Below are 20,908 nucleotides of genomic sequence, written 5' to 3'. Positions count from 1 at the left end.
GATTAACAGTAGTGGCAGACAAGAGAAAATCGTGAACGGGATCGCCTTTTTAAGTCAGGATTAACGACTTTTATCTCAAGGGCGCGACATGTTGCCTTTTTCCAACAAAAAAACAGTGGCACCATGAGGGCCATCAACCGCTTGATAGCAAGCGTGCAACTTGATTCGCCAAGGAATGTTAGATGGCCCGTACTGAGATCCGTATCGCTACTCGTAAAAGTCCCCTTGCCCTGTGGCAGGCCGAGTTTGTCAAAGCCGAATTGGAGGCTGCCCACGAGGATTTAACCGTCACCTTGGTTCCAATGACCACCAAGGGTGACATTATCCTGGATACGCCACTGGCCAAGGTGGGTGGTAAGGGGCTGTTCGTTAAAGAGCTCGAGGTTGCCATGCTGGAGGGTCGGGCGGACATCGCGGTGCACTCCATGAAAGATGTGCCGGTGGAGTTCCCCGAGGGGTTGGGTTTGACAGTGATCTGTGAGCGGGAGGATCCCCGTGATGCCTTCGTCTCCAACCACTACGCTTGCCTGGAAGATCTACCCCAGGGAGCGGTCGTTGGCTCCTCCAGCCTGCGTCGTCAGTGTCTGTTGCGGGCGCTGAGGCCGGACCTTCAGATCCGCGATCTGCGCGGTAACGTGGGCACCCGTTTGTCCAAGCTCGATGCCGGTGAGTATGACGCCATCATCCTTGCGGCGGCGGGGCTCAAGCGACTCAAACTGGAGGATCGCATCGCTTCCATCCTCACCGTAGAGCAATCCCTGCCAGCCAACGGCCAGGGTGCTGTGGGGATCGAGTGCCGACTCGATGATGCCGAGCTGATCGAACTGCTCAGCGTGCTGGAGCATGCGCCGACCCGCACCCGGGTGCTGGCGGAGCGGGCGATGAACACCGCTCTGGAGGGGGGCTGCCAGGTGCCGATCGGGGCCTACGCCGAGATCGAGGGGGATTCCCTCTGGTTGCGCGGCATGGTGGGGGATCCCGATGGCAGCCTGCTGTTGCAGGATGAGATCCGTGGGCCGGTGTCAGAAGCCGAATCGCTGGGACGTACCTTGGCGGGTAAGCTCAGTGAACAGGGTGCCGGTGCGATTCTGGCCAAGGTCTACGGCGAGCGCTGATGCATCTGCTGCTGACCCGCCCGGAAGGGCGCAACGAAACGTTACGGCAAGCTCTGGCGGAACGGGGCGTGGCCAGCAGCATCTGCCCCATGGTGGCGATCGAGGCTTTGACGCCCCCACCGGCGCCGTTCAGCGGGGCGGTGGGGGCGTTTTTTGTTTCCCGTACCGCGGTTGCCCTGGCGGACAAAGCGTTGGGGGGCCGCTGGCCGGAGTTGCCCTGCTTCGCTGTGGGAGTTGGGACGGCCGAGGCGCTGGCGAACTGTGGGGTCGAGGCTCTCTACCCGGCTGAGGATCAGCAAACCAGCGAAGGTGTCCTGGCGCTTTCCCAACTCAAGGCCCTTCGGGAGGGGCCCTTTGTCATTGTCCGTGGGGAGGGGGGGAGAGAAACCCTGGCAGAATCGCTCAGCCAACGGGGCTTTCAGATCCGCCCATGGATACTGTACCGACGGGTTCCGCCCAAGCTTGATGGTGCCACTCTGGTGCAGGGCTGGCATCGGGACGGGGTTGACGCCATACTGGCAACCAGCGGCGAAATTCTTGAAAATCTCTTTAGCTTATTGCCCTTAGCGCAACATGCCTGGTTGCGACAGTGCCACTGGCTGGTGCCGGTGGAGCGGGTGGCACAGCTGGCCCGGCAACGGGGATGTCAGCATGTTACCGTGCTGGGTGGAGCGGGAGATGACGCCATTCTCGGTTGTATAGGAAAGCTGACCCATTATGGAGAACACCCCCAAGGATCCTAAGGATCGCAAACCCCGAACCCGGCGTAAAAGGGCCGGCGCTCACTCCAGTGCGCCGGACAGTGGCGCCATCGAGCGCAGCCCGTCTGAGACTGGCGCTCCCCAGGAGCCACCGACCCAAGCCACCAGTGAGGTGACAGCGCCGAAGCCCACCGGTTCGGACAAACCGACCGAAGGCGTGTCTCGTCCTGCCCCTGCCCATGAGGCCGCGGGAGAGGAGGAGAAGACAGAGCGTTCCTCTGAACCAGAGAGCACCGCCAAGCCTACAGTTGGTCAACCTGCCGATGCCGATCGCCGAGCCCCGGCTTCACACTCTGATTCTATCCCTACCGATGAAACGTCATCCGCCGCTCATCGTGGGCCAAGGGGAGCGCTGGCTCTGGTGATGGCGCTGCTGGCTTTGCTGGTGGCACTGGGCGGAACTGGGTTCACCCTGTGGCAGTGGCAACAGGAGCAAGCCAAGCAGGCCAGTGCTCAGGGCCTGTTGGCCCGGATCGCCACCCTGGAGCAGTCCCTTGAGGGTCAGTCCCGGGTGCTGGAGGGCCGTATCGAGCAGGCCGCGGCCTCCCGTCAAGCCCAGGCCTCTGAACTGGCGGCACTGCAGGATCAGCAAGACCAGCTGCAGCTGAGCGTGGAGCAGGAGCGCCGGCGCATGCAGGCGCGCAAGCCCCATGACTGGATGCTGGCGGAAGCGGATTACCTGGTACGGATGGCCGGCCGTAAATTGTGGCTTGAGCAGGATCCGGCGACTGCCCAGGCACTGCTCAGTGACGCCGACCAGCGCCTGGCCCAGCTCGACGACCCCAGCATCGGGCCGCTTCGAAGAGCATTGGCGGCGGACCTGGCCACCCTGGCCAAGTTGCCCCGGGTGGATCGCGCCGGCCTGGTGGCACAGATGGAGGCCCTGATTCAGCAGGTAGACAATCTGCCGCTGAACCAGGTCAGCCTGCCGGAGCCGGTAGCGGATGAGGATCCGACGGCGCTGAGTGCGGCAACCAGCGATTGGCGAAGCAACCTGGTGAAGAGCTGGCATGCCCTGGTGGATGATTTTATTACCATCCGTCGCCGGGATGGGGCGGTGCAGCCGCTGCTGGCGCCGGACCAGGACTGGTACCTGCGTGAGCACATCAAGGGCAAGCTGATGCAGGCTCAGCTGGCGCTCTATCATGCCGACCAAGCCAGTTACGTGGAGATCCTGGGTACGGCCGAAGGCTGGATCCGCGACTACTTCGACCTAGACGATGGTCGCGTGCAGAGAGCGCTGGTGGCGCTTGAACAGTGGCAAAGCACCGAGATCGCCGCCCCCCAGCCTATCCGTTTCGGTGTGGCCGACCCCCTGTCTGAGTTGGTTGCCGAACGCCTGGGTCTGCACGGGGAGGGGCGCTGATGGTCCGCTTGCTGTTTTACGCGGTGCTGATCCTGGCGGGGCTCTTCCTCGGGCCAACGTTGATCGAGCACAAGGGGTATGTGCTTATCTCCGTTGCTGACTGGACTGTTGAGACCTCGCTGGTCGCCGCCGTGGTGATCGCCGTGGTCGGCTTCGGCTTGCTGCAGCTGGTGGAGTGGGTAGTGGTGAAAAGCGTTAATGTTACCGGCTTCACCCTGGCCTATCCCACCCGCCGCCGGCGCAAGAAGGCCCGTCAACAGACCCTCAACGGCGCACTGGCGTTGGCCGAACAGGATTGGCAGCGGGCAGAAACCTTGATGGCAAGGGGCGTCCAATCTGGGCCACTGCCCGCGGTCAATCTGCTCGCGGCCGCCCGGGCGGCACACCACCGAGGTGATGATGCGGCCTGCCAGTCCTACCTTGATAAGGCGGAGGCGATCAAGGGCGCGGATACGGCCGTCGCCCTGACCCGGATCCGGTACTGCATCGAGGATGATCGCTTGGCGGAAGCACGTCAGCGCTGGGACGCTCTCAGTGAACGTCAGCGGCAGAAACCCCAGGCGCTGCGCCAGGCCCTCAATCTCTATCGCAAACAGGGGGACTGGGATGCCCTGGCCCGTTTGATTCCCCAACTGGCGCGACACAAGGTGTTGCCGGAGGCACAGCTGGCCCAGCTGCCGGCGGAAGTGGAGGTCGCCTGCCTGGCGCAGCAGACCGCGCTGCCTGCGTTGGAGCAGCGCTGGAAAGGGCTGAGTCGGGCCCTCCGTCGGGACATCCGGGTTCAACTGGCCTACCTGCGCGGGTTGGCTCGCTTTGAGGCGGTTGAGGTGGCTCGCAAGTTGCTGCTGGAGAAGTTGGACAGGAGTCAGCCCCAGCCCGAGCTGTTGGCACTGCTACCGGAGATCGCTGGCGACGCCGCCGAGTCCGTGACCCATGTGTTACAACGCCGCTACCCCGACCACCGTACCCCGGCCCTGCTGGATTGCTATGCCGCACTGGCGGAACAACAGCAGCAATGGCGGGAGGCCCTGTCCCATCGCCAGGCGGCCCTGGAGGGGGAACCCACTCCGGCGCGCTGGCGGGCACTCGGGGCGGTACAGGAGCGCCTGGGCCTGCGCGATGCGGCCCTCAACAGCTACCGTCAGCTGGTCGAGTCGATGGTACCTGAGCGGGTCTGACGTCGGGCGCGGCGATGTTGCCGCGCCCGGTTCAGGGCATCCAGGCTCAGTAGAAGCAAGGCTGCCCAGATAAAGCCAAAGGTCCAGATCTGTCCCGGCGCCATCGATTCACCAAACAGGGTCAGCGCCAGCAGCAGCATGACGCTGGGCCCGATGTACTGCAGCATGCCGAGCAGGTAGAAGGGGATCCGCACCGCCGCACCGGCAAAGGCCAGCAGGGGCAGTGTGGTGACCACGCCGGCGGCGATCAGTAGCAGGTTCAGGCTCATGGTGTTATTACCGAAGTTGGCGGTGGGCGAGTCCAACCAGAACCAGTAGACCAGCGCCAAAGGCAGCAGCAGGGCGGTTTCCATCAGCAGTCCTGTGGTGGCCTGCAGATTGACCTGCTTGCGCAGCAGTCCGTAGGCACCAAAGCTACCCGCCAGTGCCAGGGAGATCCAGGGAACCGAGCCAAACTGTACCAACTGTACCAGCACCCCGATGGCGGCGATGATCACTGCCGCCCATTGTACCCGGGTGGGGCGCTCTCCCAGCACCAATAGTCCCAGCGCCACGTTGAGAAGCGGGTTGATGTAGTAACCCAGGGAAGCGTCGAGGACATGCCCGTTGGTGACAGCCCAGATGAAGATTAGCCAGTTACCCGCGATCAGCACCGATGTAAGTGCCAGTATTCCCAGCTTTTTCGGTTGCGCCATCAGGGCGCGGATCTGTCCCATCTGCCCCCCCACCTTAACCATCATCAGCACCAGCCAAAAGGACCAGAATACCCGGTGCATCAGGATCTCATCCGCCGGTACCTCGGTGATGGCATGGAAGTAGATGGGGGCAATCCCCCACATCAGGTAGGCGGCAATGGCGTAAATCACACCTTGGCGAACGGAGTTATCTGGCATGGAGGGTCTGGGTACCTGATGGTAAAAAGGGCGGGGCATTATAGCGGCCCTGCTCACGTTTGACGCTATCACCCTAGTCAATTTATGCGGGTTAATGAGAAAAGTCTGAGCGGGAAAAAACGCCGTAAGGCGGCGGGACAAAGTGACCGGTGCTGACGTAAAATGCGGTTCCCGTTTGCCACCGGTGCTCCTCCATGGAAGTTACGATCTCCGAACACGCCACTTCACCCCTGAACACCGATGCTGCCGATTGTTTGCAGCAGGTGTTTGGCTACCGCGCGTTCCGTGAGGGGCAGCGGGAGGTGGTGGAGCAGGTGCTGGCGGGTCGGGATGCCTTGGTAATCATGCCCACCGGGGGAGGCAAGAGCATCTGCTACCAGCTGCCGGCGCTGATGCTGCCGGGGTTGACCCTGGTGATTTCGCCACTGATCTCCCTGATGAAAGACCAGGTGGATGCGTTGCGGGAGTCCGGTGTGGCAGCCGCCGCCCTAAACTCCAGCCTGAGTCGTGAGGAGAGTGCCGAACTCTTCAACGCCATCCATAGGGGTGAGATCAAGCTTCTCTATATCTCGCCGGAGCGGCTGATGAGCCGTGACCTAAGGATGCGGCTGCCGCAGTGGCGCCTCTCCATGGTGGCGGTGGATGAAGCCCACTGCATCAGTCAGTGGGGGCACGACTTCCGACCTGAATACGCCCAGTTGGCCTGGATCAAACAGGAGTTTCCCTCGGTGCCGGTGATGGCGCTGACCGCTACGGCCGACCTAGCGACCCGTCACGACATCTGTCAGCGCCTGGCGCTGGTGGAGCCCTATGCCCACCTCTCCAGCTTCGATAGGCCCAATATTCGTTACACCGTGGTGGACAAGGTGCGCCCCCTCGAGCAGCTGGTGACCTTCCTGAAGCAGCAGAAGGGCAATGCCGGCATTGTTTACTGTGGGAGCCGTCGTCGGGTGGACGAGGTGGCGGAAAAGCTGCGTCAGCGAGGGTTCGCCGCCTCCGGTTACCACGCCGGTATGGAGGCGTCCGAGCGCAGTCAGGTTCAGGAAGCGTTTCTCAGGGATCGCACCGATATCGTCGTGGCGACAGTGGCCTTCGGGATGGGGATCAACAAGTCCAACGTCCGATTCGTGGTGCACTGGGATCTACCCAAGTCCATCGAGGGCTACTACCAGGAGACCGGCCGAGCCGGTCGGGACGGGTTGGAATCGGAGGCGGTGCTGCTGTTTGACCCTGCGGACATCGCCCGGGTGCGCCACCTGCTCGAGCAGGGGGAGAGCGAGCCCAACCCGGTGGATCTGCACAAGCTTAATGCCATGGCGGCGTTTGCTGAGGCACAGATCTGTCGACGTCAGGTGCTGCTGAACTACTTCAATGAGCCCAGCCATGAGCCCTGCGGTAACTGCGATATCTGTACCGATCCCCCCAAGCGTTACGACGGAACCGAGGATGCGCAAAAAGCCCTCTCCTGCATCTATCGGGTGGGTCAACGTTTCGGCATGGGCTACATCATCGAGGTGCTTCGGGGCAGTCAAAGCCAGAATGTGCAGGAGCGGGGCCACCAAAAGCTCTCTACCTGGGGGGTCGGTAAGGAGAAAAGCCATGACCACTGGCTGTCGGTGCTGCGTCAGCTAATCCACCATGGGTTGGTGCAGCAGGATATTACCCGCTCCTCGGTGCTGGTACTCACACCGGCGGCGCGGGCGGTACTTAGGGGAGAGCGCAGCCTGGAGTTGGCAGAACCTAGACTGGTGGTGGCTAAGTCGAGCGGTCGCCGAAGCCGGGCACTGCCGCAGAGTTATGATCGCAAGCTGTTCGCCCGACTCAAACAACTGCGCCGAACCCTGGCTGATGAACATGGGGTGCCCCCCTACGTGGTGTTCAACGATGCCAGCCTGGCGGAGATGGCCGCGGAGCAACCCACGACGGAGTGGGCCCTGCTCGCGATCAACGGGGTTGGGGAGAGAAAGCTGGAACGCTATGGGGCGCCCTTCCTCACTCTGATCCGGGAGTACCTGGACGCCCTGTAAGGGGCGTATTGGGCGGCTACTGGATACGACGAAGTCGGGGCTGCTCCAGGCTCAACGCCTTATCTGAGTCGCTTTGGTGGCTCAGCAGGTCATACTCGAGCCGAGCCATCAGGCTCTCCACACTATCAAAGCTATGGACCCGGGTTTTGCCAAAGGCGAACTGTTCCATGCCGAGCCCGGAGAGTTGTCGGGGTAAGGCTGCCAGTCGCCAACTGAGTTCACCATCGCTGGCGCTGGCCAGCAGAAGCAGGTGATCCGATGGGGTCAGTTGCAGGTGGCTGTCCTGATCTCGCAGATCCTGACACAGCTGTTGGCGGAGCTCACTGTCCTTGGACCCGGGCACTCGGATAAGGATCACCGCCAGTGGGCTCTCCTCATGCTTCGCCTGCTGGATCCGGGCTTTGAGCGCTTCCGCTGCGGTTTGCGGCGGTGCGGGCGCGGTGGAACTGTTTTTCCTGGGCCAGAACTTCAACGCCAGTGAGCTCAGCAGGAGAGCACCGAATATCGAGGCCAGCGACTGCCACAGCATCAGCGATTGCTGATTCTGGTAATGGGCTTCCGCGGTCAGGGCCAAACTTTTGCGGTGTTGGTCCATCTGTTGCCCCAGTTCATGTTGCTGCTTGAGCAGGGCGGCCTGTTGGGTCTGGTCACGAAAACTCTGTTGGTAATTCAGATGCTTTAATAGAGCCTGGTAGGCGAGTTCGTCGGCGCCCTGCTGGTGGTGATAATCCGCAATCCAGTACTGGAGTTGTGTCAGGGTGCGGTAATCCTCCAACGTCTCCAGTTGGGGCTGTACTTCATTCATGAGTTGCCAACCGGCATCGATCTGACCCAGCATCAACAGGGATTGGGCCTGAATGGCTCGGGCCTGGGCATATTCCGGTTGCAGATCGGACAGGACGAAGGTGTCTGCCGCTGACTGGGCGAAGTCGAGGGCTTCGGTATAGCGGGCCAGGCCGAAGGCGTTGATCGCCCGGAAGTAGCGAATATAGCCCTCATCCGGAGCCGCGAAGTGTGGGATGGTATTGCTCAGTTGATCCAACTGTTGCTGGCTTTCGGCGATGCGTCCCTGGCGCTGTAGCACCGAGGCGTAGTTAAAGCGGATAAACCAGGTCATCTGGGGGGCCCCCGTTGCCTTGTCCAGGGCATCCAGCATCGCTTCGTCGGCTCTAGTGAAATTTTCCAGGTAAAAAAAGGTTCTGGCCAAGGAGAAGTCGAGCATGGCGGGATGAAGTGAAAGATAGCGGGCGGGCTGGGGCTGTTCCGCCAGCAGCATTGCCTGGGACAGGTCCTCCAGCGCGGAGGAGTATTCCGCGCGATTTGACTGCATGTTGGCACGCATCACCAGGGCCATGATGGCCAGGTTGTTGTCCCTTTCCCCCTGTGCAGCACTGATCGCCTTGGAAACATGCTCATGTGCGCTAGGGAGAGCCTTATCCATCACGGCAAGTCGGGCACGACAGAGGTGTAGGTAGCCGGTGGCGGGGTGTGAGCGTTCCGGGCTCGATCCCAGCAGAGTGTGAAGCTGCTCAGTGTGGAATGCTAGGGCGGAACGATCAGACATCATCTGTTTAAACTGGCAACCTAAGATGTGCCAGCGCATTTGCCAAGGTTTAGGGGCTTGGGCCAGATAAGGTTGCAGTTCGGACTTCAGTCGTTCTGCCTTCTCCAAGTCATTAATTTCAAGGGCGTCTGCGACGGGAGCCAGACTCGGCACCGAAGTCTCGGCGAGGGCGTTGAGTGACAACATGAGTGCCGCAAAACTCATCCAGATTTTGGCTGCCACGGACACTCCTTGTCTGTGTTTCCCATATGTTAATGCTGAGGCTATCGCCGTCACAAGAGGTGATCAAGAAGATTCACATCCTGACCCGGCCACGTCTACCAAATGGTCACAAATTGGTTGACAAAGGGAACCCCCTTCGCCAAAGATGAGTCAAGCTAAATGAGCTCACTACCGCCAAGATGTTGATTGCATGATGTACACTATTGTTGACAAGCTACTCGAACTCGCCCTGGCAGGACGCTGCGTGGGTTAGAGGGTGTCGACGGCAGATCAGCTTGGACACAGCCAATAACCCGCGCACAGCGCGGGTTTTTTTATGCTCCTTGAGGGCGAAACGACACTAAGGAGAGCGCGATGTCGGATCAAATCATTCTGTTTGATACCACCCTCAGGGATGGTGAGCAGGCTCTGTCGGCCAGCCTATCGGTGAAGGAAAAGGTCCAGATCGCCCTGGCACTTGAGCGGATGGGGATCGACATTATCGAGGCGGGGTTCCCGGTCTCCTCACCGGGAGATTTCGACTCGGTGCGCCAGATTGCCGCGACCATCAAAAACAGTCGGGTCTGCGCGCTTTCCCGCGCTGTCCAGGGGGATATCGATGCCGCGGCCCAGGCCCTGAACTCGGCGGAGCAGTTCCGTATCCACACCTTTATCTCCACCTCGGATATTCATGTCCAGAGCAAGCTGAAACGGGATTTCGGTCAGGTTCTGGAGATGGCGACCGGCGCCATCCGATACGCCCGTCAGTTTACCGATGACGTCGAGTTCTCCTGTGAAGATGCCGGCCGCACGCCCATCGACAATCTCTGCCGGATGGTGGAACAGGCAATCAAGGCCGGGGCACGAACCGTGAATATCCCGGATACCGTGGGCTACACCACCCCAAGCGAATTCGGTGGCATCATCACCAACTTGTTCGAGCGAGTGCCCAATATCGATCAGGCGGTGATATCGGTGCACTGCCATGATGACCTCGGCCTGTCAGTGGCCAACTCCATCGCAGCACTGGAGGCGGGCGCTCGCCAGGTGGAGGGGACCATCAACGGTATCGGGGAACGGGCGGGTAACGCGGCGCTGGAGGAGATCATCATGATCCTGAAAACCCGCCGCGACCGTTTCGACTTCCAATGCCGTGCGGAACCCAAGGAGATCTACCGCACCAGCCAGACCATCAGTGCCCTGTGCAATATGCCGATCCAGTCCAACAAGGCGATCGTCGGCGCCAACGCTTTCAGCCACAGTTCCGGTATCCACCAGGATGGGGTTCTTAAGTCGCAAAACACCTACGAGATCATGACCCCGGAGTCGATCGGCCTGGTTCGCAACACCCTCAACCTGACCTCCCGCTCCGGCCGCCACGTGATCAAGCATCGCATGGCGGAGTTGGGCTACCGCGAAGGCGACTTCGATCTCGATGTGCTCTATCAGCGCTTCCTGGAGCTGGCGGATAAGAAGGGGCAGGTGTTTGATTACGATATGGAAGCCCTGCTGTTCTTCGAGAATCAGCGGGATGACCAGGCCCACTACGTCCTGCGCCAGGTGAATGTGCAGTCCGGCACCAATCACTTCGCCACCGGTTCTGTGGAGCTGCAGATCGGCGATACGGTCGTCACCGAAGCGGCCACCGGCAACGGCCCGGTGGACTCCGTCTTTAAGGCGATAGAGCGGGCTACCGGCCAGCACATCGACCTTCAGAGTTTCGATATCGGCGCCCAGAGCGGTGGCCATGATGCCTTGGGCAAGGTGGATGTTACCGCGGAGTTTGATGGTCGCACCTTCCACGGCATGGGCCTCTCCACGGATATTATCGAAGCCTCGGCACAGGCTCTGCTGCGGATCTACAACCTGATCCACCGTCAGCAGAAAATTAACCAGCAGAAAGCGCACAAGCGCTTCACGGAGGAGGCATGACAGTGCATCGGATAGCGGTACTGGCCGGTGATGGTATTGGCCCGGAGGTCATGGCGCAGGCCAAAAAGGTCCTGGGGGCGGTAAGCCACCGTTTCGGATTCGAATTGACGTTGAACGATTACCTGGTGGGTGGTGCTGCCATCGACAGCGGTGCTGGCGCTCTGCCGGCGGAAACCCTAAGCGGTTGCGAGCAGGCGGATGCCATCCTGTTTGGCTCGGTCGGCGGGCCAAAATGGGAACACCTGCCTCCGGCCGAACAGCCGGAGCGTGGCTCCCTGTTGCCACTACGCAAGCACTTCAACCTGTTCTGTAATCTGCGTCCGGCCCGGATCCATCCGGGGCTGGAGCGGCTCTCGCCGCTGCGGGCGGATATCGCCGCCGAGGGGATGGATCTGCTGGTGGTGCGTGAACTGACCGGGGACATCTATTTCGGCACGCCGAGGGGGCGCGAGGGGGAGGGGGAAGCGGAAAACGCCTTCGACACCATGAGGTATAGCCGCTTTGAGATCCGCCGCATTGCCCGGATGGCGTTTGAGGCGGCGCGCAAGCGGCGCAAGAAGGTGGTGTCGGTGGACAAGGCCAACGTGCTGGCGACTTCGATACTCTGGCGTGAGGAGGTGATCGCCATTGCGGCCGATTATCCGGATGTGGCCCTGGAACACCTTTACATCGATAACGCCACCATGCAGTTGCTGCGGCGCCCCGGTGACTTCGACGTGATGCTGTGCGGCAACCTGTTCGGGGATATCTGTTCCGATGAAGCGGCGATGATCACCGGCTCCATGGGGCTGTTGCCATCGGCCAGTCTTAACGAGTCCGGGTTTGGGATGTACGAACCGGCAGGGGGCAGCGCCCCGGATATCGCTGGCCAGGGCGTGGCCAACCCGGTGGCGCAGATCCTCTCCGCCAGCCTGATGCTGCGCCACAGCTTGGGCGAAAACAGAGCCGCCGATGCCATCGATGCGGCGGTGAGTGCGGCGCTGGCAGATGGATGTTTGACCGCAGAGCTGGCGGGCCCCGGGCAGACAGCATTGAGCACCGACGAGATGGGGGATGCCATCGTTGCCCGTCTGAGTGATAGCCACAAGGAGTGCTGAGTTATGGCAAAAACACTGTATCAGAAGATCTGGGAGCAGCACCTGATCCCCACCCCCGAGGGGGAAACCCCCCTGATCTATATCGACCGTCACCTGGTACATGAGGTGACCTCACCCCAGGCCTTCGATGGCTTGCGCCAGGCTAAGCGGCCGGTCCGGCGTCCGGATCGCACCATCGCCACCATGGATCACAACACCTCCACCACCACCGCCTCCATCGAAGCGCTGCCGACGTTGGCCCGGACCCAGGTGGAGACGCTGCAGAAAAACTGTGCCGAGTTCGGGATCACCCTGTTCGATATTCATCACCCGAACCAAGGCATTGTCCACGTGATGGGGCCGGAGCAGGGGTTGACGCTGCCCGGCAGCACCATTGTCTGTGGTGACTCCCATACTGCGACCCACGGTGCGTTCGGCGCTCTGGCATTCGGGATAGGCACCTCCGAGGTGGAGCATGTGCTGGCCACGCAAACCCTGCGTCAGCGTCCCGCCAAGACCATGAGGGTCACCGTTCGCGGTGAGGTGGGCCCCGGGATCACCGCCAAGGATATCGTGCTGGCGATCATCGGTCGGGTTGGCCATGGCGGCGGTACCGGTTACGTGGTCGAGTTTGCCGGCGAGGCGATCCGGGCCCTGTCGATGGAGGGGCGGATGACGCTTTGCAACATGGCGATCGAGCTGGGGGCCAAGGCGGGACTGGTGGCGCCGGATCAGACCACCATCGATTATCTTGCCGGTCGCCCCTATGCCCCGTCCGGGGAGGCGTGGCGACAAGCACAGAGAGACTGGGCGCAATTGCGCAGTGATGACGGTGCGGTGTTCGATGCTGAGCTGGAACTGGAGGGCGCCGATATCGCCCCCCAGGTCACTTGGGGCACCAATCCTGGCCAGGTGGTGGCGGTCAACGAGCTGGTGCCGGATCCGGCCAGCTTCCGCGATCCTGTGGCTCAGAGTGCGGCGATCAAGGCCCTGGCCTACATGGATCTCTCTCCCGGACAGGCATTAACCGATATTGCGGTGGACGCGGTGTTTATCGGCTCCTGCACCAACTCCAGGATCGAGGATCTGCGTGCCGCCGCCGCGGTGGCAGAGGGACGACAGGTGGCATCCGGCGTCTGGGCCATCGTGGTGCCCGGTTCGCACCAGGTGAAAAAACAGGCCGAAGCGGAGGGGCTGGACAAGATATTCACCACCGCGGGCTTCGAGTGGCGCCTGCCCGGCTGCTCCATGTGCCTGGGGATGAACGAAGACCGGCTAAAGCCGGGTCAACGCTGTGCCTCCACTTCAAACCGTAACTTTGAGGGGCGTCAGGGGCGGGGCAGTCGCACCCACCTGGTGAGCCCCGCCATGGCGGCGGCGGCTGCCGTCAGTGGTCACTTTACCGATATGCGTACCCTGTCCCCGGTGGCCTGTGAGGAGGTCCAATGATGCAAGCCTTTACTCGGCACTCGGGCGTGGCGGTGGCTCTGGACCATGCCAATATCGATACCGATCAACTGATCCCCAAGCAGTTTCTTGCCAAGGTGACCCGGCAGGGGTTCGGGGTTCATCTCTTCCATGACTGGCGATACCTGGATGACGCCGGTGAGCAGCCCAATCCGGATTTTGTCCTCAATCAGCCGGTCTATCAGGGTGCCACCATTCTGCTGGCGGGGGAGAACTTCGGTTGCGGCTCCAGCCGTGAACATGCCCCTTGGGCGCTGGAGGATTTCGGATTCCGGGTGGTGATTGCCCCCAGCTTTGCCGACATCTTCTACCAAAATGCGATCAACAACGGCTTGCTGCCGGTGGTGCTGCCGGTGGAGGAGGTGCAGCGGTTGATGGCGCAGATCAGTGCCCAGCCCGGCACCCGGTTAACGGTGGATCTGGAGCGCTGCCAGGTGTTTAGCCCCGATGGCCAAGCCTACCCCTTTAGCCTGGATGCGGCGGCTCGCCAAAACCTGCTGCATGGATTGGACCCCATCGGTCAGAGCCTGGCCCTGGCGTCGGCGATCGATACCTTCGAGCGTGCTGCCCCGAGCTGGCGCTAGCGATAGGAGTTGCAAAAAGCCCGCACAGCAGTGCGGGCTTTTTCTATTTTTTGGTGCTCGGTGGGTGGGCTAGAAGTCGTAGCGGATCCCCAGGTTGACCCCGGTGACATCGAAGTCACCCTTGTCGATCCAGCGCATCGCCTCGATCTGCACCGTCAGGTGCTCGCTTGCCAGCAGGTCTAAGCCGAAGGCGTAGCTGAAATCGGTGGCGCTGTCCCGGGCCTGCAGGGGCTGGTCGTCCCGCTCCAGTGACATATTGAGGGCTCCGGCCAGGGCATAGAGATGCACATACTGGCTCAGGGGAACCTGGCCACGGAGATAGAGCCCGTAGTAATTACGGATTTTGGCACGGACGCCTTCGTCCGTTTCCTTGTCATTGAGCCCGGCGCCGATGCGCGCTTCCACTGCGAAGAAGCGGTTGAAGTGGTAGCCACCGAGAGCATGGAGCACCAGGGGGTTGACGCTGCCGGTGTCCGTTTCCACCTCCGCATACCCCAGGTGAGCACCCACAAACCACTGTCCGCCCAGGTCCCGCTCCAGGCGCCACTGGGCCGCCGCCGGCATCGTCAATAGGCCCAGCGATAGGGCAAGGAGTAGGGCGCGCATAAGCATCTCTCCGTTGGGGATCGCACTCTTAAGCGTGGCAGGTTCACGCCGAGGCGCCAGCGTGATTTTCGCCCGGTACTCAGGCCCTTTGTTGCTTAAGCTGTCGGGGAATGCATGAGGGGAAACTCGGTATCTCTGCAGGGAAAAGCGGCGCCAGCGTGGAGGAGAGACACTGAGTCGGAGCGTCTATCCAAGGTGGGCTTTTGGGGATCACTCCTGACGGGTGTTTGGCCGAGACCCCGGCTGGGTGCGGCGGGCCCGGTTGCTCTTCATCGGCGGCTTCTTGGGCACGGCCCTGCGGTCCTCGATGAGATGACGGATGGCGGCAATGGGGTGACGCAGCAGCATCCTCGGGCCGGCAAAGCGCATCGCGGCGCGCACCTGGGTCCGGGGCTCAGGTTTGTAGCAGTGGATGGGGCATTTGGCACAGGTGGGCTTGGCCTCGCCATACGGGCAGCGATCCAGCTTCTGGGCCGCGTAGTCGAGCAGCGCCTGGCAATCGGGGCAGAGGCCAGGCTGGCGCCGACTGGCACCACAATGGGCACGACAGTAGATCGCCAGCATCTTGCCCAGAGTGTTGTGTTCACGGGCCAGCCGGCCCTGAAGTTGGGGAGTACGCTTTGCCATAACCTAGTGCAGCCGTCGGGTTTTGTTGTCATCATAGCCACAGGGAGCGAACCGGGTTAACCGCGACAGCGACAAAGCGTGATCTCCCTCAAAGATGGATCACCTTATCCGCAGCCAGGGTGTAATGGGTCAGTTCCACCAGGGTGCCGATCTGAACATCCTCGATCACCTTGTCCAGGCTCAGGCCCCGGGCTTCGGCGCAGGTACGGCAGAGGGAGACGGGAACTCCCTGGGCCAACAGGATCTCCAGCATCTGCTGGATGTTGTAACTCAGGTCCGGTGTCTGTTGGCCCTTGATAGCCGCCACCGTGGCGTCGGACATCAGGAACAGTCGCAGCTGGATCGGCTCCTCGGCGTGCTCCTGCATCGCCAGTGCGATGCGCAGGGCGTTGTACAGCTTCTCACTGCCATAGGGACTGTCGTGGGCGACCATCAGGATGGATGTCATGGTGAAACTCTCCGTATTCAACAGGTAAGGAAGGTCATGGTAACGAATTTGGAAGCCCCGCGTCCTGCTCCGGATGAGGCGGTCCCTTGGCAACCGGGTATCGAAGCGCGGCTGCCCTGGCTCGGGCAAGGGGTGCAGGCGTCACCCTTGACCCAGCCGCGCTGGCTGGGCTGGAGTGACGAGATGGCCGCCACCCTGGGCATCCAACGTACGCCAGAATTGCTGGCCCGCTTTGCCGGGCAGCACTCGGATAGAATACCGGTCGAGGGGTTTGCTCAGGTTTACAGCGGTCACCAGTTCGGTGGTTACACTCCCCGGCTCGGCGATGGTCGCGGCCTGCACCTGGGTCAGATCGACGGCTGGGAGCTGTTTCTCAAGGGCAGTGGCCCCACGCCCTTCAGCCGGGGCGGGGATGGCCGGGCGGTGCTGCGCAGTGCGGTGCGGGAGTTTCTGATCAGTGAGGCGATGCACCACCTCGGGATCCGCACCACCCGGGCACTGGCGGTACTGGGCTCTGATACCCCGGTTTGGCGTGAGCAGCAGGAAACGGCGGCCATTACCGTCAGGGTCAGTCGCACCCACTTGCGGTTTGGGCACTTCGAGTACCTGTTTTACAACGGTGAGCAGGCCAAGCTTCGGGCGCTGCTGGAGGACACCCTGGAGACGCTCTATCCGGATTTGGTCGGCACCGAGGCACCCCTTGAACAGTGGTTGCTTCAGGTCGTGGTGGCCACGGCACAAACTGTTGCAGACTGGCAGGCGTTTGGCTTTTGCCACGGGGTGCTGAACACCGACAACATGTCGATCCTGGGGGAGACCTTCGATTACGGCCCCTTTGCCTTTCTCAACCGCTTCGAGCCCGGCTTTATCTGCAACCATTCGGACCACGACGGCCGCTATGCTTTCGATCAGCAACCGGGCATCGGCCTCTGGAATCTCAACAAACTGGCCCTGACCCTGACTCCCTTCATTGATGCCAAGCGGCTGCAGGGGATCCTGGCGGAGTATGAGCCGGCGTTGCTGGCTCGCTATCTGTCCCGAATGGCCGCACGTATGGGCCTGGAGCGGGCGACTCTGGAGGACCTGCCCCTAATCACCGAGTTGCTGGGCCTGTTCTCCGCCGCCGGTGCCGATTACCACCTGACGTTCCGGGCGCTGGCAGAGCAGGATCCCAATGTTGATGATGGCCCCCTGTTCCAACGTCTGGGCCATCAGACCGGCTTTGCCCAGTGGTACCGCCGATACCGTGACAGGCTTGGAGGTGTCGGCGCGCTCAGCGCCTGGCAACGTCATCGGGCCGAGGCCAACCCGGCGGTGATTTTGCGGACCCATCTGGCCCAGGAGGCGATCACCGGCGCGGAGCGCGGTGATCTTCGTCCGCTGGCACGGTTGCACCGGGCCCTGTGTCGCCCCTATGATCCCCGCCCTCAGGATCATCCCTTTATCGAGGAAGCCCCCGAATGGAGCCAGTCTCTCGTTCTCTCCTGCTCCAGCTAGGCCCCGCCACGCTGGAGGCCGAACACGGCCGGTTGATCTGGCCCTGCCCGCTGGACCAGGAGTCGATGCCGCCGTTGGCCGCGGCCCTGGCGGCCAGGCTGGACTGCCGCCTGGGCACTATGGTCGAGGGGGCTGACCGGCTCTACTGGCCCCTGGAGTTTGAAGGGGTCAGTTTACGCCTGCACTACGAAGCCCTGTGCGAATCCCTCTGGATCCAGCCAGAGCGTCCGGATGCGGAGAGTCAGGCGGTGGTGGCCTTCCTGGCCACCCTGGAGCGGCGGTCATGACCGAGGCAAAGTTCGACTTTCAATCTCTGACACCGGACCTGGTGCTGGATGCGGTGGAGTCCCTCGGGGTTTACCCGGAAACAGGCCTGTTGGCCCTCAACAGCTATGAAAACCGGGTCTACCAGTTTCGGGCGGAAGATGGTCGTCGCTATGTCACCAAGTTTTACCGTCCCCAGCGATGGAGCGACGCCCAGATCCGGGAGGAGCACCAGTTCAGCCGGGAGCTCGACGAGGCCGAGGTGCCGGTGGCGGCGCCCATCGCGATGGAGGGGGAGACCCTGTTTCAGCACCAGGGCTACCGTTTTGCCCTCTGGCACAGTGTGGGGGGGCGGGAGTTCGAGGTGGACAACCTGGATCAACTCGACGGGGTGGGACGTTTCCTTGGGCGGCTGCATCAGGAGGGACGAAAGCAGGCTTTTCTCCACCGGCCAACCTTGGGGGTGGAGGAGTTCGGATTCCAGGCCCGAACGGTGCTGGCGACCCAGGCAGGTCTGAGTGGCTACATCGAAACCAACCTGCTGACTCTCGTTGATCAACTGCTCGAGCGTATTGCACCCGTCTTGGCCGGTGATCACAGGCTGCTGCGTCTGCACGGTGATATGCACCCGGGCAATATCCTTTGGCGGGATGAGAGTCCCAGCTTTGTTGATCTCGATGATGCGCGCATGGGGCCCGCTATCCAGGATCTCTGGATGATGCTCTCCGGCGACCGGGCCAACCAGAGGCTGCAACTGGATATATTGATGGAGGGGTATGAAACCTTTTCCAGCCTGGATCCGGGCGAGTTGGCCCTGATTGAGCCGCTGCGCTCACTGCGCATGATCAATTATCTGGCCTGGCTGACTAAACGTTGGCAAGATCCTGCTTTCCCGAGGAACTTTCCCTGGTTTGGGACAGACAAATTCTGGGAAGAACAGATCCTGGCACTGCGGGAGCAGTTGGCGGCGCTGGATGAGGCGCCCCTCTCCCTGTCGCCCGGGATGGGTTGGTAAAGTCAAAGGACTGTGGCAACCTAATTACATACCGTACTGATAATAAATGAGAATTTGATATGAAAAAGCTGCTATCCATTGCTTTTGCCTTGATCCTGGCGCCGATGAGCGTCCTGGCGACCGACTTCCAGGAGGGGACCCATTACACCACCTTCAGCCAGGCCCCTAGCAACGGCGCTCCCCAGGTGACCGAGTTCTTCTCCTTCTACTGTGGCCACTGCTACAACTTCGAGAAGAACTTTGTCGGCCCCATCAAGGATGGCCTGTCCGATGGCGTCAAGTTTGAGCAGTACCATGTGGATTTCATCGGTGGCCCCATGGGGGTTGAGATGGCCCGTGCTTTTGCCGTGGCCAAGGTGCTGAAGGTGGAAGATCGCATCAAGCTGGCGATGTTCAGCGCCATCCACGATGCTCAGAAGCAGTTTGCTACCCAGCGGGATATCAAGAGCCTGTATGCCGATAACGGCATCGCCGAGGCGGATTACGACAAAGCGGCGGCGAGCTTTATGGTCAATGCCATGATGAAGCAGTGGAAAAAGGCCCAGACCGAGAGCGGCGTTCGCGGTGTTCCTGCGATGATGGTGAACAACAAGTACCTGGTGAACACCGGTTCGGTGAGCTCCCTTGATGAGCTCACCGAACTGCTCAACTACCTGGCCGCCAAGTAAGCCATTTCAGTACGCCCTGCTGGTAGATCTCTTACAGGCAGGGCGTTCTTCTGTGAGGGCACTGGTATTACCAGAGAGTTACGGTTGAAACCGCGTTAGAGGTAGTTTAACTTGCCGGACTTCAAGGATGAAGTAAGAGACCGTAAGGACCTCAAGGTGAGAAGTTTCCCCGTTTACGCCCCCCGAATCATTGCCAAGCATGCGCGGATCCTTCGCCACGGTAACGTGGTGATCAAAGATCTGGGTCAGCTGGAGTTCCGTGAAAGTCGTTTCGTGATGCCGCGCCACTGCCAGCCGCAGATCCGCGCTGCGGTTACCGAGCTCAATAGCCTGTTGAATCCGCAGTTACCGGCCTAATCGGTGGGTGATAAAGAAAAAAGGTGGGGAGACCCACCTTTTTTATTGCCTTAATAAACTCAGCCGCGTTCAGGCAGTTTGCCGAGCAGGCTGCGGAGCTTATCGTTCCAGGCCAGCAACTGCTGCTGAAGAGCCTGGTTCTCCTGTTTCAGCGCATCGCGCTCCTGCTCCAGCTCCACAGTGCGCAGCTTTTCCTCTTCCAGCTCCAGCTGTGTCAGCTCCATGGTCTCCAGGGCGTTGTGCACCCGAGACTCCAATTTTTCCAGTAACTCCAGGCTCATAGGTTAGTCCTTACTAGGGTTGATGAGCCGATTCTAACAACGTCATCGTTCCGGCGATACGCCTTAACCAGCCCATTTTGCAAAAATGAACCCGCTTTCTTTGCGCTTTAGCGCGGATTGTATCTCTGCCCCTGCCTCGGTATAACCGGAAGCAGAATAATTGATCAGGGAGTGAGCACGATGACGGTGCGGCAGGTGAGACCACGGTTACTGTTGATGCAGATCCGGCAGACCCAACAGACGCGGGATGAGGAGTGGCGCAGCTTTGCCCGTTTTTGCGGTTTAGCAGTAAGCCAGATCGGCATTCTCAACCTGTTTGATACCCCGGAGTTTGGCCCCGATGTGCTGGCGGGTTATGACGGTCTGCTGGTGGGGGGCTCCTCCGAGGCCAGTGTGCTGGAGCCGGAGAACTACCCCTTTATCGAGCCGGCAATGGTGTTGCTGCGCCACTGTATCGAGGTTCGCCTGCCGGTGTTCTGCTCCTGCTTCGGCCACCAGTTAGCGGTGCGGGCGCTGGGTGGCCGGGTGATCCGGGATCAGGTCGACTTCGAGATGGGCACGCCGGCGATCCGCCTGACGGAGGCGGCGGCCCAGGATCCCCTCTACCACGATATGCCCGACGGCTTTGCTGCGGTGAGCGTGCACCGGGAGCGCGCCACCGAGGTGCCCGACGGTTGTACCCTGCTGGCTTATACCCAACCCTGCATCCACGCCTTCAAGGTCGATGGGGCCCCCTTCTGGACCACCCAGTTTCACCCCGAGGTGGACAAGCCGGTGTTGGTGGAGCGGCTGACCCAGTTTGCTCATCACTACACCGATGGCGATGAGCATCTCCAGCAGGTGCTCTGTGCGGCCCAAGAGACCCCGCTCTCCAATGACCTGTTGCGTCGTTTCGTCGAACGGGTGGTTCTGGCCCCGGCAAATGGCCCTGAGGACACCATCCAGGGGACAGCGGGCGCGATGCGCTAGCGCCGGGGGGTT

General features: G+C 61.3%; 21 protein-coding genes. 15 read left to right on the top strand and 6 right to left on the bottom strand.

The annotated features are described in order from the left end of the window. Window positions 1-182 precede the first annotated feature (182 nt). The 4 genes from hemC to ABD997_RS01950 are packed head-to-tail and all read left to right on the top strand — an operon-like array spanning window position 183 to window position 4,420. Window positions 183-1,115 carry a hydroxymethylbilane synthase gene (hemC, locus tag ABD997_RS01965; RefSeq protein ID WP_345315330.1) on the top strand — a complete coding sequence of 311 codons (933 nt, stop codon included), beginning with the start codon at window positions 183-185 and terminating at the stop codon, window positions 1,113-1,115. Further along, complete coding sequence (locus tag ABD997_RS01960; RefSeq protein WP_345315329.1) at window positions 1,115-1,858, top strand: uroporphyrinogen-III synthase; 744 nt, start codon at window positions 1,115-1,117, stop codon at window positions 1,856-1,858. Before hemC ends, ABD997_RS01960 begins: the two co-directional genes overlap by 1 nt. Then, window positions 1,833-3,242 (top strand): uroporphyrinogen-III C-methyltransferase, encoded by a 1,410-nt coding sequence (locus ABD997_RS01955; RefSeq protein WP_345315328.1) that lies wholly within the window; start codon window positions 1,833-1,835, stop codon window positions 3,240-3,242. Before ABD997_RS01960 ends, ABD997_RS01955 begins: the two co-directional genes overlap by 26 nt. Continuing rightward, a complete protein-coding gene (locus ABD997_RS01950; protein WP_345315327.1) occupies window positions 3,242-4,420 on the top strand; it encodes a heme biosynthesis HemY N-terminal domain-containing protein in 1,179 nt (392 codons plus the stop codon). Before ABD997_RS01955 ends, ABD997_RS01950 begins: the two co-directional genes overlap by 1 nt. On the opposite strand, the gene rarD is transcribed toward ABD997_RS01950, so the two are convergent. Continuing rightward, window positions 4,384-5,313: an EamA family transporter RarD gene (rarD, locus tag ABD997_RS01945; protein ID WP_345315326.1), complete on the bottom strand. Its 930-nt coding sequence runs from the start codon at window positions 5,311-5,313 to the stop codon at window positions 4,384-4,386. The two genes, ABD997_RS01950 and rarD, sit on opposite strands and share 37 nt — an antisense overlap. Window positions 5,314-5,507: 194 nt before the next feature. On the opposite strand from rarD, the gene recQ reads away from it, so the two are divergent. Then, window positions 5,508-7,340, top strand: coding sequence for a DNA helicase RecQ (gene recQ, locus ABD997_RS01940; protein WP_345315325.1), 1,833 nt, complete (start codon window positions 5,508-5,510; stop codon window positions 7,338-7,340). A 16-nt stretch (window positions 7,341-7,356) separates the two neighbouring features. Here the strand turns inward: recQ and ABD997_RS01935 are convergent, their stop codons facing one another. Beyond that, window positions 7,357-9,126 carry a tetratricopeptide repeat protein gene (locus ABD997_RS01935; RefSeq protein ID WP_345315324.1) on the bottom strand — a complete coding sequence of 590 codons (1,770 nt, stop codon included), beginning with the start codon at window positions 9,124-9,126 and terminating at the stop codon, window positions 7,357-7,359. A gap of 354 nt (window positions 9,127-9,480) precedes the next feature. On the opposite strand from ABD997_RS01935, the gene leuA reads away from it, so the two are divergent. From leuA to leuD, 4 genes are read left to right on the top strand one after another with little or no spacing between them, the layout of a single operon-like run. Next, window positions 9,481-11,037 carry a 2-isopropylmalate synthase gene (leuA, locus tag ABD997_RS01930; protein ID WP_345315323.1) on the top strand — a complete coding sequence of 519 codons (1,557 nt, stop codon included), beginning with the start codon at window positions 9,481-9,483 and terminating at the stop codon, window positions 11,035-11,037. After that, a complete protein-coding gene (leuB, locus tag ABD997_RS01925; RefSeq protein WP_345315322.1) occupies window positions 11,034-12,134 on the top strand; it encodes a 3-isopropylmalate dehydrogenase in 1,101 nt (366 codons plus the stop codon). Before leuA ends, leuB begins: the two co-directional genes overlap by 4 nt. Before the next feature lie 3 nt (window positions 12,135-12,137). After that, on the top strand, window positions 12,138-13,562 hold the full coding sequence (gene leuC / locus ABD997_RS01920) for a 3-isopropylmalate dehydratase large subunit (protein WP_345315321.1): 1,425 nt from the start codon (window positions 12,138-12,140) through the stop codon (window positions 13,560-13,562). Continuing rightward, a complete protein-coding gene (gene leuD / locus ABD997_RS01915) occupies window positions 13,562-14,164 on the top strand; it encodes a 3-isopropylmalate dehydratase small subunit (RefSeq protein WP_345315412.1) in 603 nt (200 codons plus the stop codon). The genes leuC and leuD overlap by 1 nt, the downstream gene beginning before the upstream one ends. Before the next feature lie 69 nt (window positions 14,165-14,233). Here leuD and ABD997_RS01910 read toward each other — a convergent pair whose 3' ends face one another. The 3 genes from ABD997_RS01910 to ABD997_RS01900 all read right to left on the bottom strand — a co-directional run bounded on the left by ABD997_RS01910 (window position 14,234) and on the right by ABD997_RS01900 (window position 15,845). After that, window positions 14,234-14,770 carry a porin family protein gene (locus tag ABD997_RS01910; RefSeq protein WP_345315320.1) on the bottom strand — a complete coding sequence of 179 codons (537 nt, stop codon included), beginning with the start codon at window positions 14,768-14,770 and terminating at the stop codon, window positions 14,234-14,236. Between the two features lie 210 nt (window positions 14,771-14,980). Beyond that, the gene (locus ABD997_RS01905) at window positions 14,981-15,397 is read right to left on the bottom strand and encodes a nitrous oxide-stimulated promoter family protein (RefSeq protein WP_345315319.1); all 417 of its coding nucleotides are present in this window, start codon (window positions 15,395-15,397) and stop codon (window positions 14,981-14,983) included. 88 nt (window positions 15,398-15,485) lie between these two features. After that, window positions 15,486-15,845 carry a DsrE/DsrF/TusD sulfur relay family protein gene (locus tag ABD997_RS01900; protein ID WP_345315318.1) on the bottom strand — a complete coding sequence of 120 codons (360 nt, stop codon included), beginning with the start codon at window positions 15,843-15,845 and terminating at the stop codon, window positions 15,486-15,488. A 36-nt stretch (window positions 15,846-15,881) separates the two neighbouring features. Here ABD997_RS01900 and ABD997_RS01895 point away from each other — a divergent pair, with 36 nt between their 5' ends. The 5 genes from ABD997_RS01895 to ABD997_RS01875 all read left to right on the top strand — a co-directional run bounded on the left by ABD997_RS01895 (window position 15,882) and on the right by ABD997_RS01875 (window position 19,646). Then, window positions 15,882-17,342 carry a protein adenylyltransferase SelO gene (locus tag ABD997_RS01895; protein WP_345315317.1) on the top strand — a complete coding sequence of 487 codons (1,461 nt, stop codon included), beginning with the start codon at window positions 15,882-15,884 and terminating at the stop codon, window positions 17,340-17,342. Then, a complete protein-coding gene (locus tag ABD997_RS01890; protein ID WP_345315316.1) occupies window positions 17,306-17,629 on the top strand; it encodes a DUF3630 family protein in 324 nt (107 codons plus the stop codon). The genes ABD997_RS01895 and ABD997_RS01890 overlap by 37 nt, the downstream gene beginning before the upstream one ends. Beyond that, window positions 17,626-18,621 (top strand): serine/threonine protein kinase, encoded by a 996-nt coding sequence (locus ABD997_RS01885; protein ID WP_345315315.1) that lies wholly within the window; start codon window positions 17,626-17,628, stop codon window positions 18,619-18,621. Before ABD997_RS01890 ends, ABD997_RS01885 begins: the two co-directional genes overlap by 4 nt. A gap of 59 nt (window positions 18,622-18,680) precedes the next feature. Continuing rightward, complete coding sequence (locus ABD997_RS01880; RefSeq protein ID WP_345315314.1) at window positions 18,681-19,289, top strand: thiol:disulfide interchange protein DsbA/DsbL; 609 nt, start codon at window positions 18,681-18,683, stop codon at window positions 19,287-19,289. Window positions 19,290-19,445: 156 nt separating this feature from the next. Beyond that, complete coding sequence (locus ABD997_RS01875; RefSeq protein ID WP_345315313.1) at window positions 19,446-19,646, top strand: DUF1107 family protein; 201 nt, start codon at window positions 19,446-19,448, stop codon at window positions 19,644-19,646. 59 nt (window positions 19,647-19,705) lie between these two features. Here the strand turns inward: ABD997_RS01875 and ABD997_RS01870 are convergent, their stop codons facing one another. Continuing rightward, window positions 19,706-19,927, bottom strand: coding sequence for a cell division protein ZapB (locus ABD997_RS01870; protein WP_345315312.1), 222 nt, complete (start codon window positions 19,925-19,927; stop codon window positions 19,706-19,708). 195 nt (window positions 19,928-20,122) lie between these two features. Between ABD997_RS01870 and ABD997_RS01865 the strand changes: the two genes are divergently transcribed. After that, the gene (locus ABD997_RS01865; RefSeq protein WP_345315311.1) at window positions 20,123-20,896 is read left to right on the top strand and encodes a glutamine amidotransferase-related protein; all 774 of its coding nucleotides are present in this window, start codon (window positions 20,123-20,125) and stop codon (window positions 20,894-20,896) included. The last annotated feature ends 12 nt before the right edge of the window (window positions 20,897-20,908 follow it).

The sequence above is a fragment of the Ferrimonas gelatinilytica genome (assembly GCF_039544205.1).
Lineage (GTDB): Bacteria > Pseudomonadota > Gammaproteobacteria > Enterobacterales > Shewanellaceae > Ferrimonas > Ferrimonas gelatinilytica.
The sequence above is the reverse complement of the archived record's forward strand: the minus strand, read 5'-3'. Positions and strand labels throughout refer to the sequence as shown.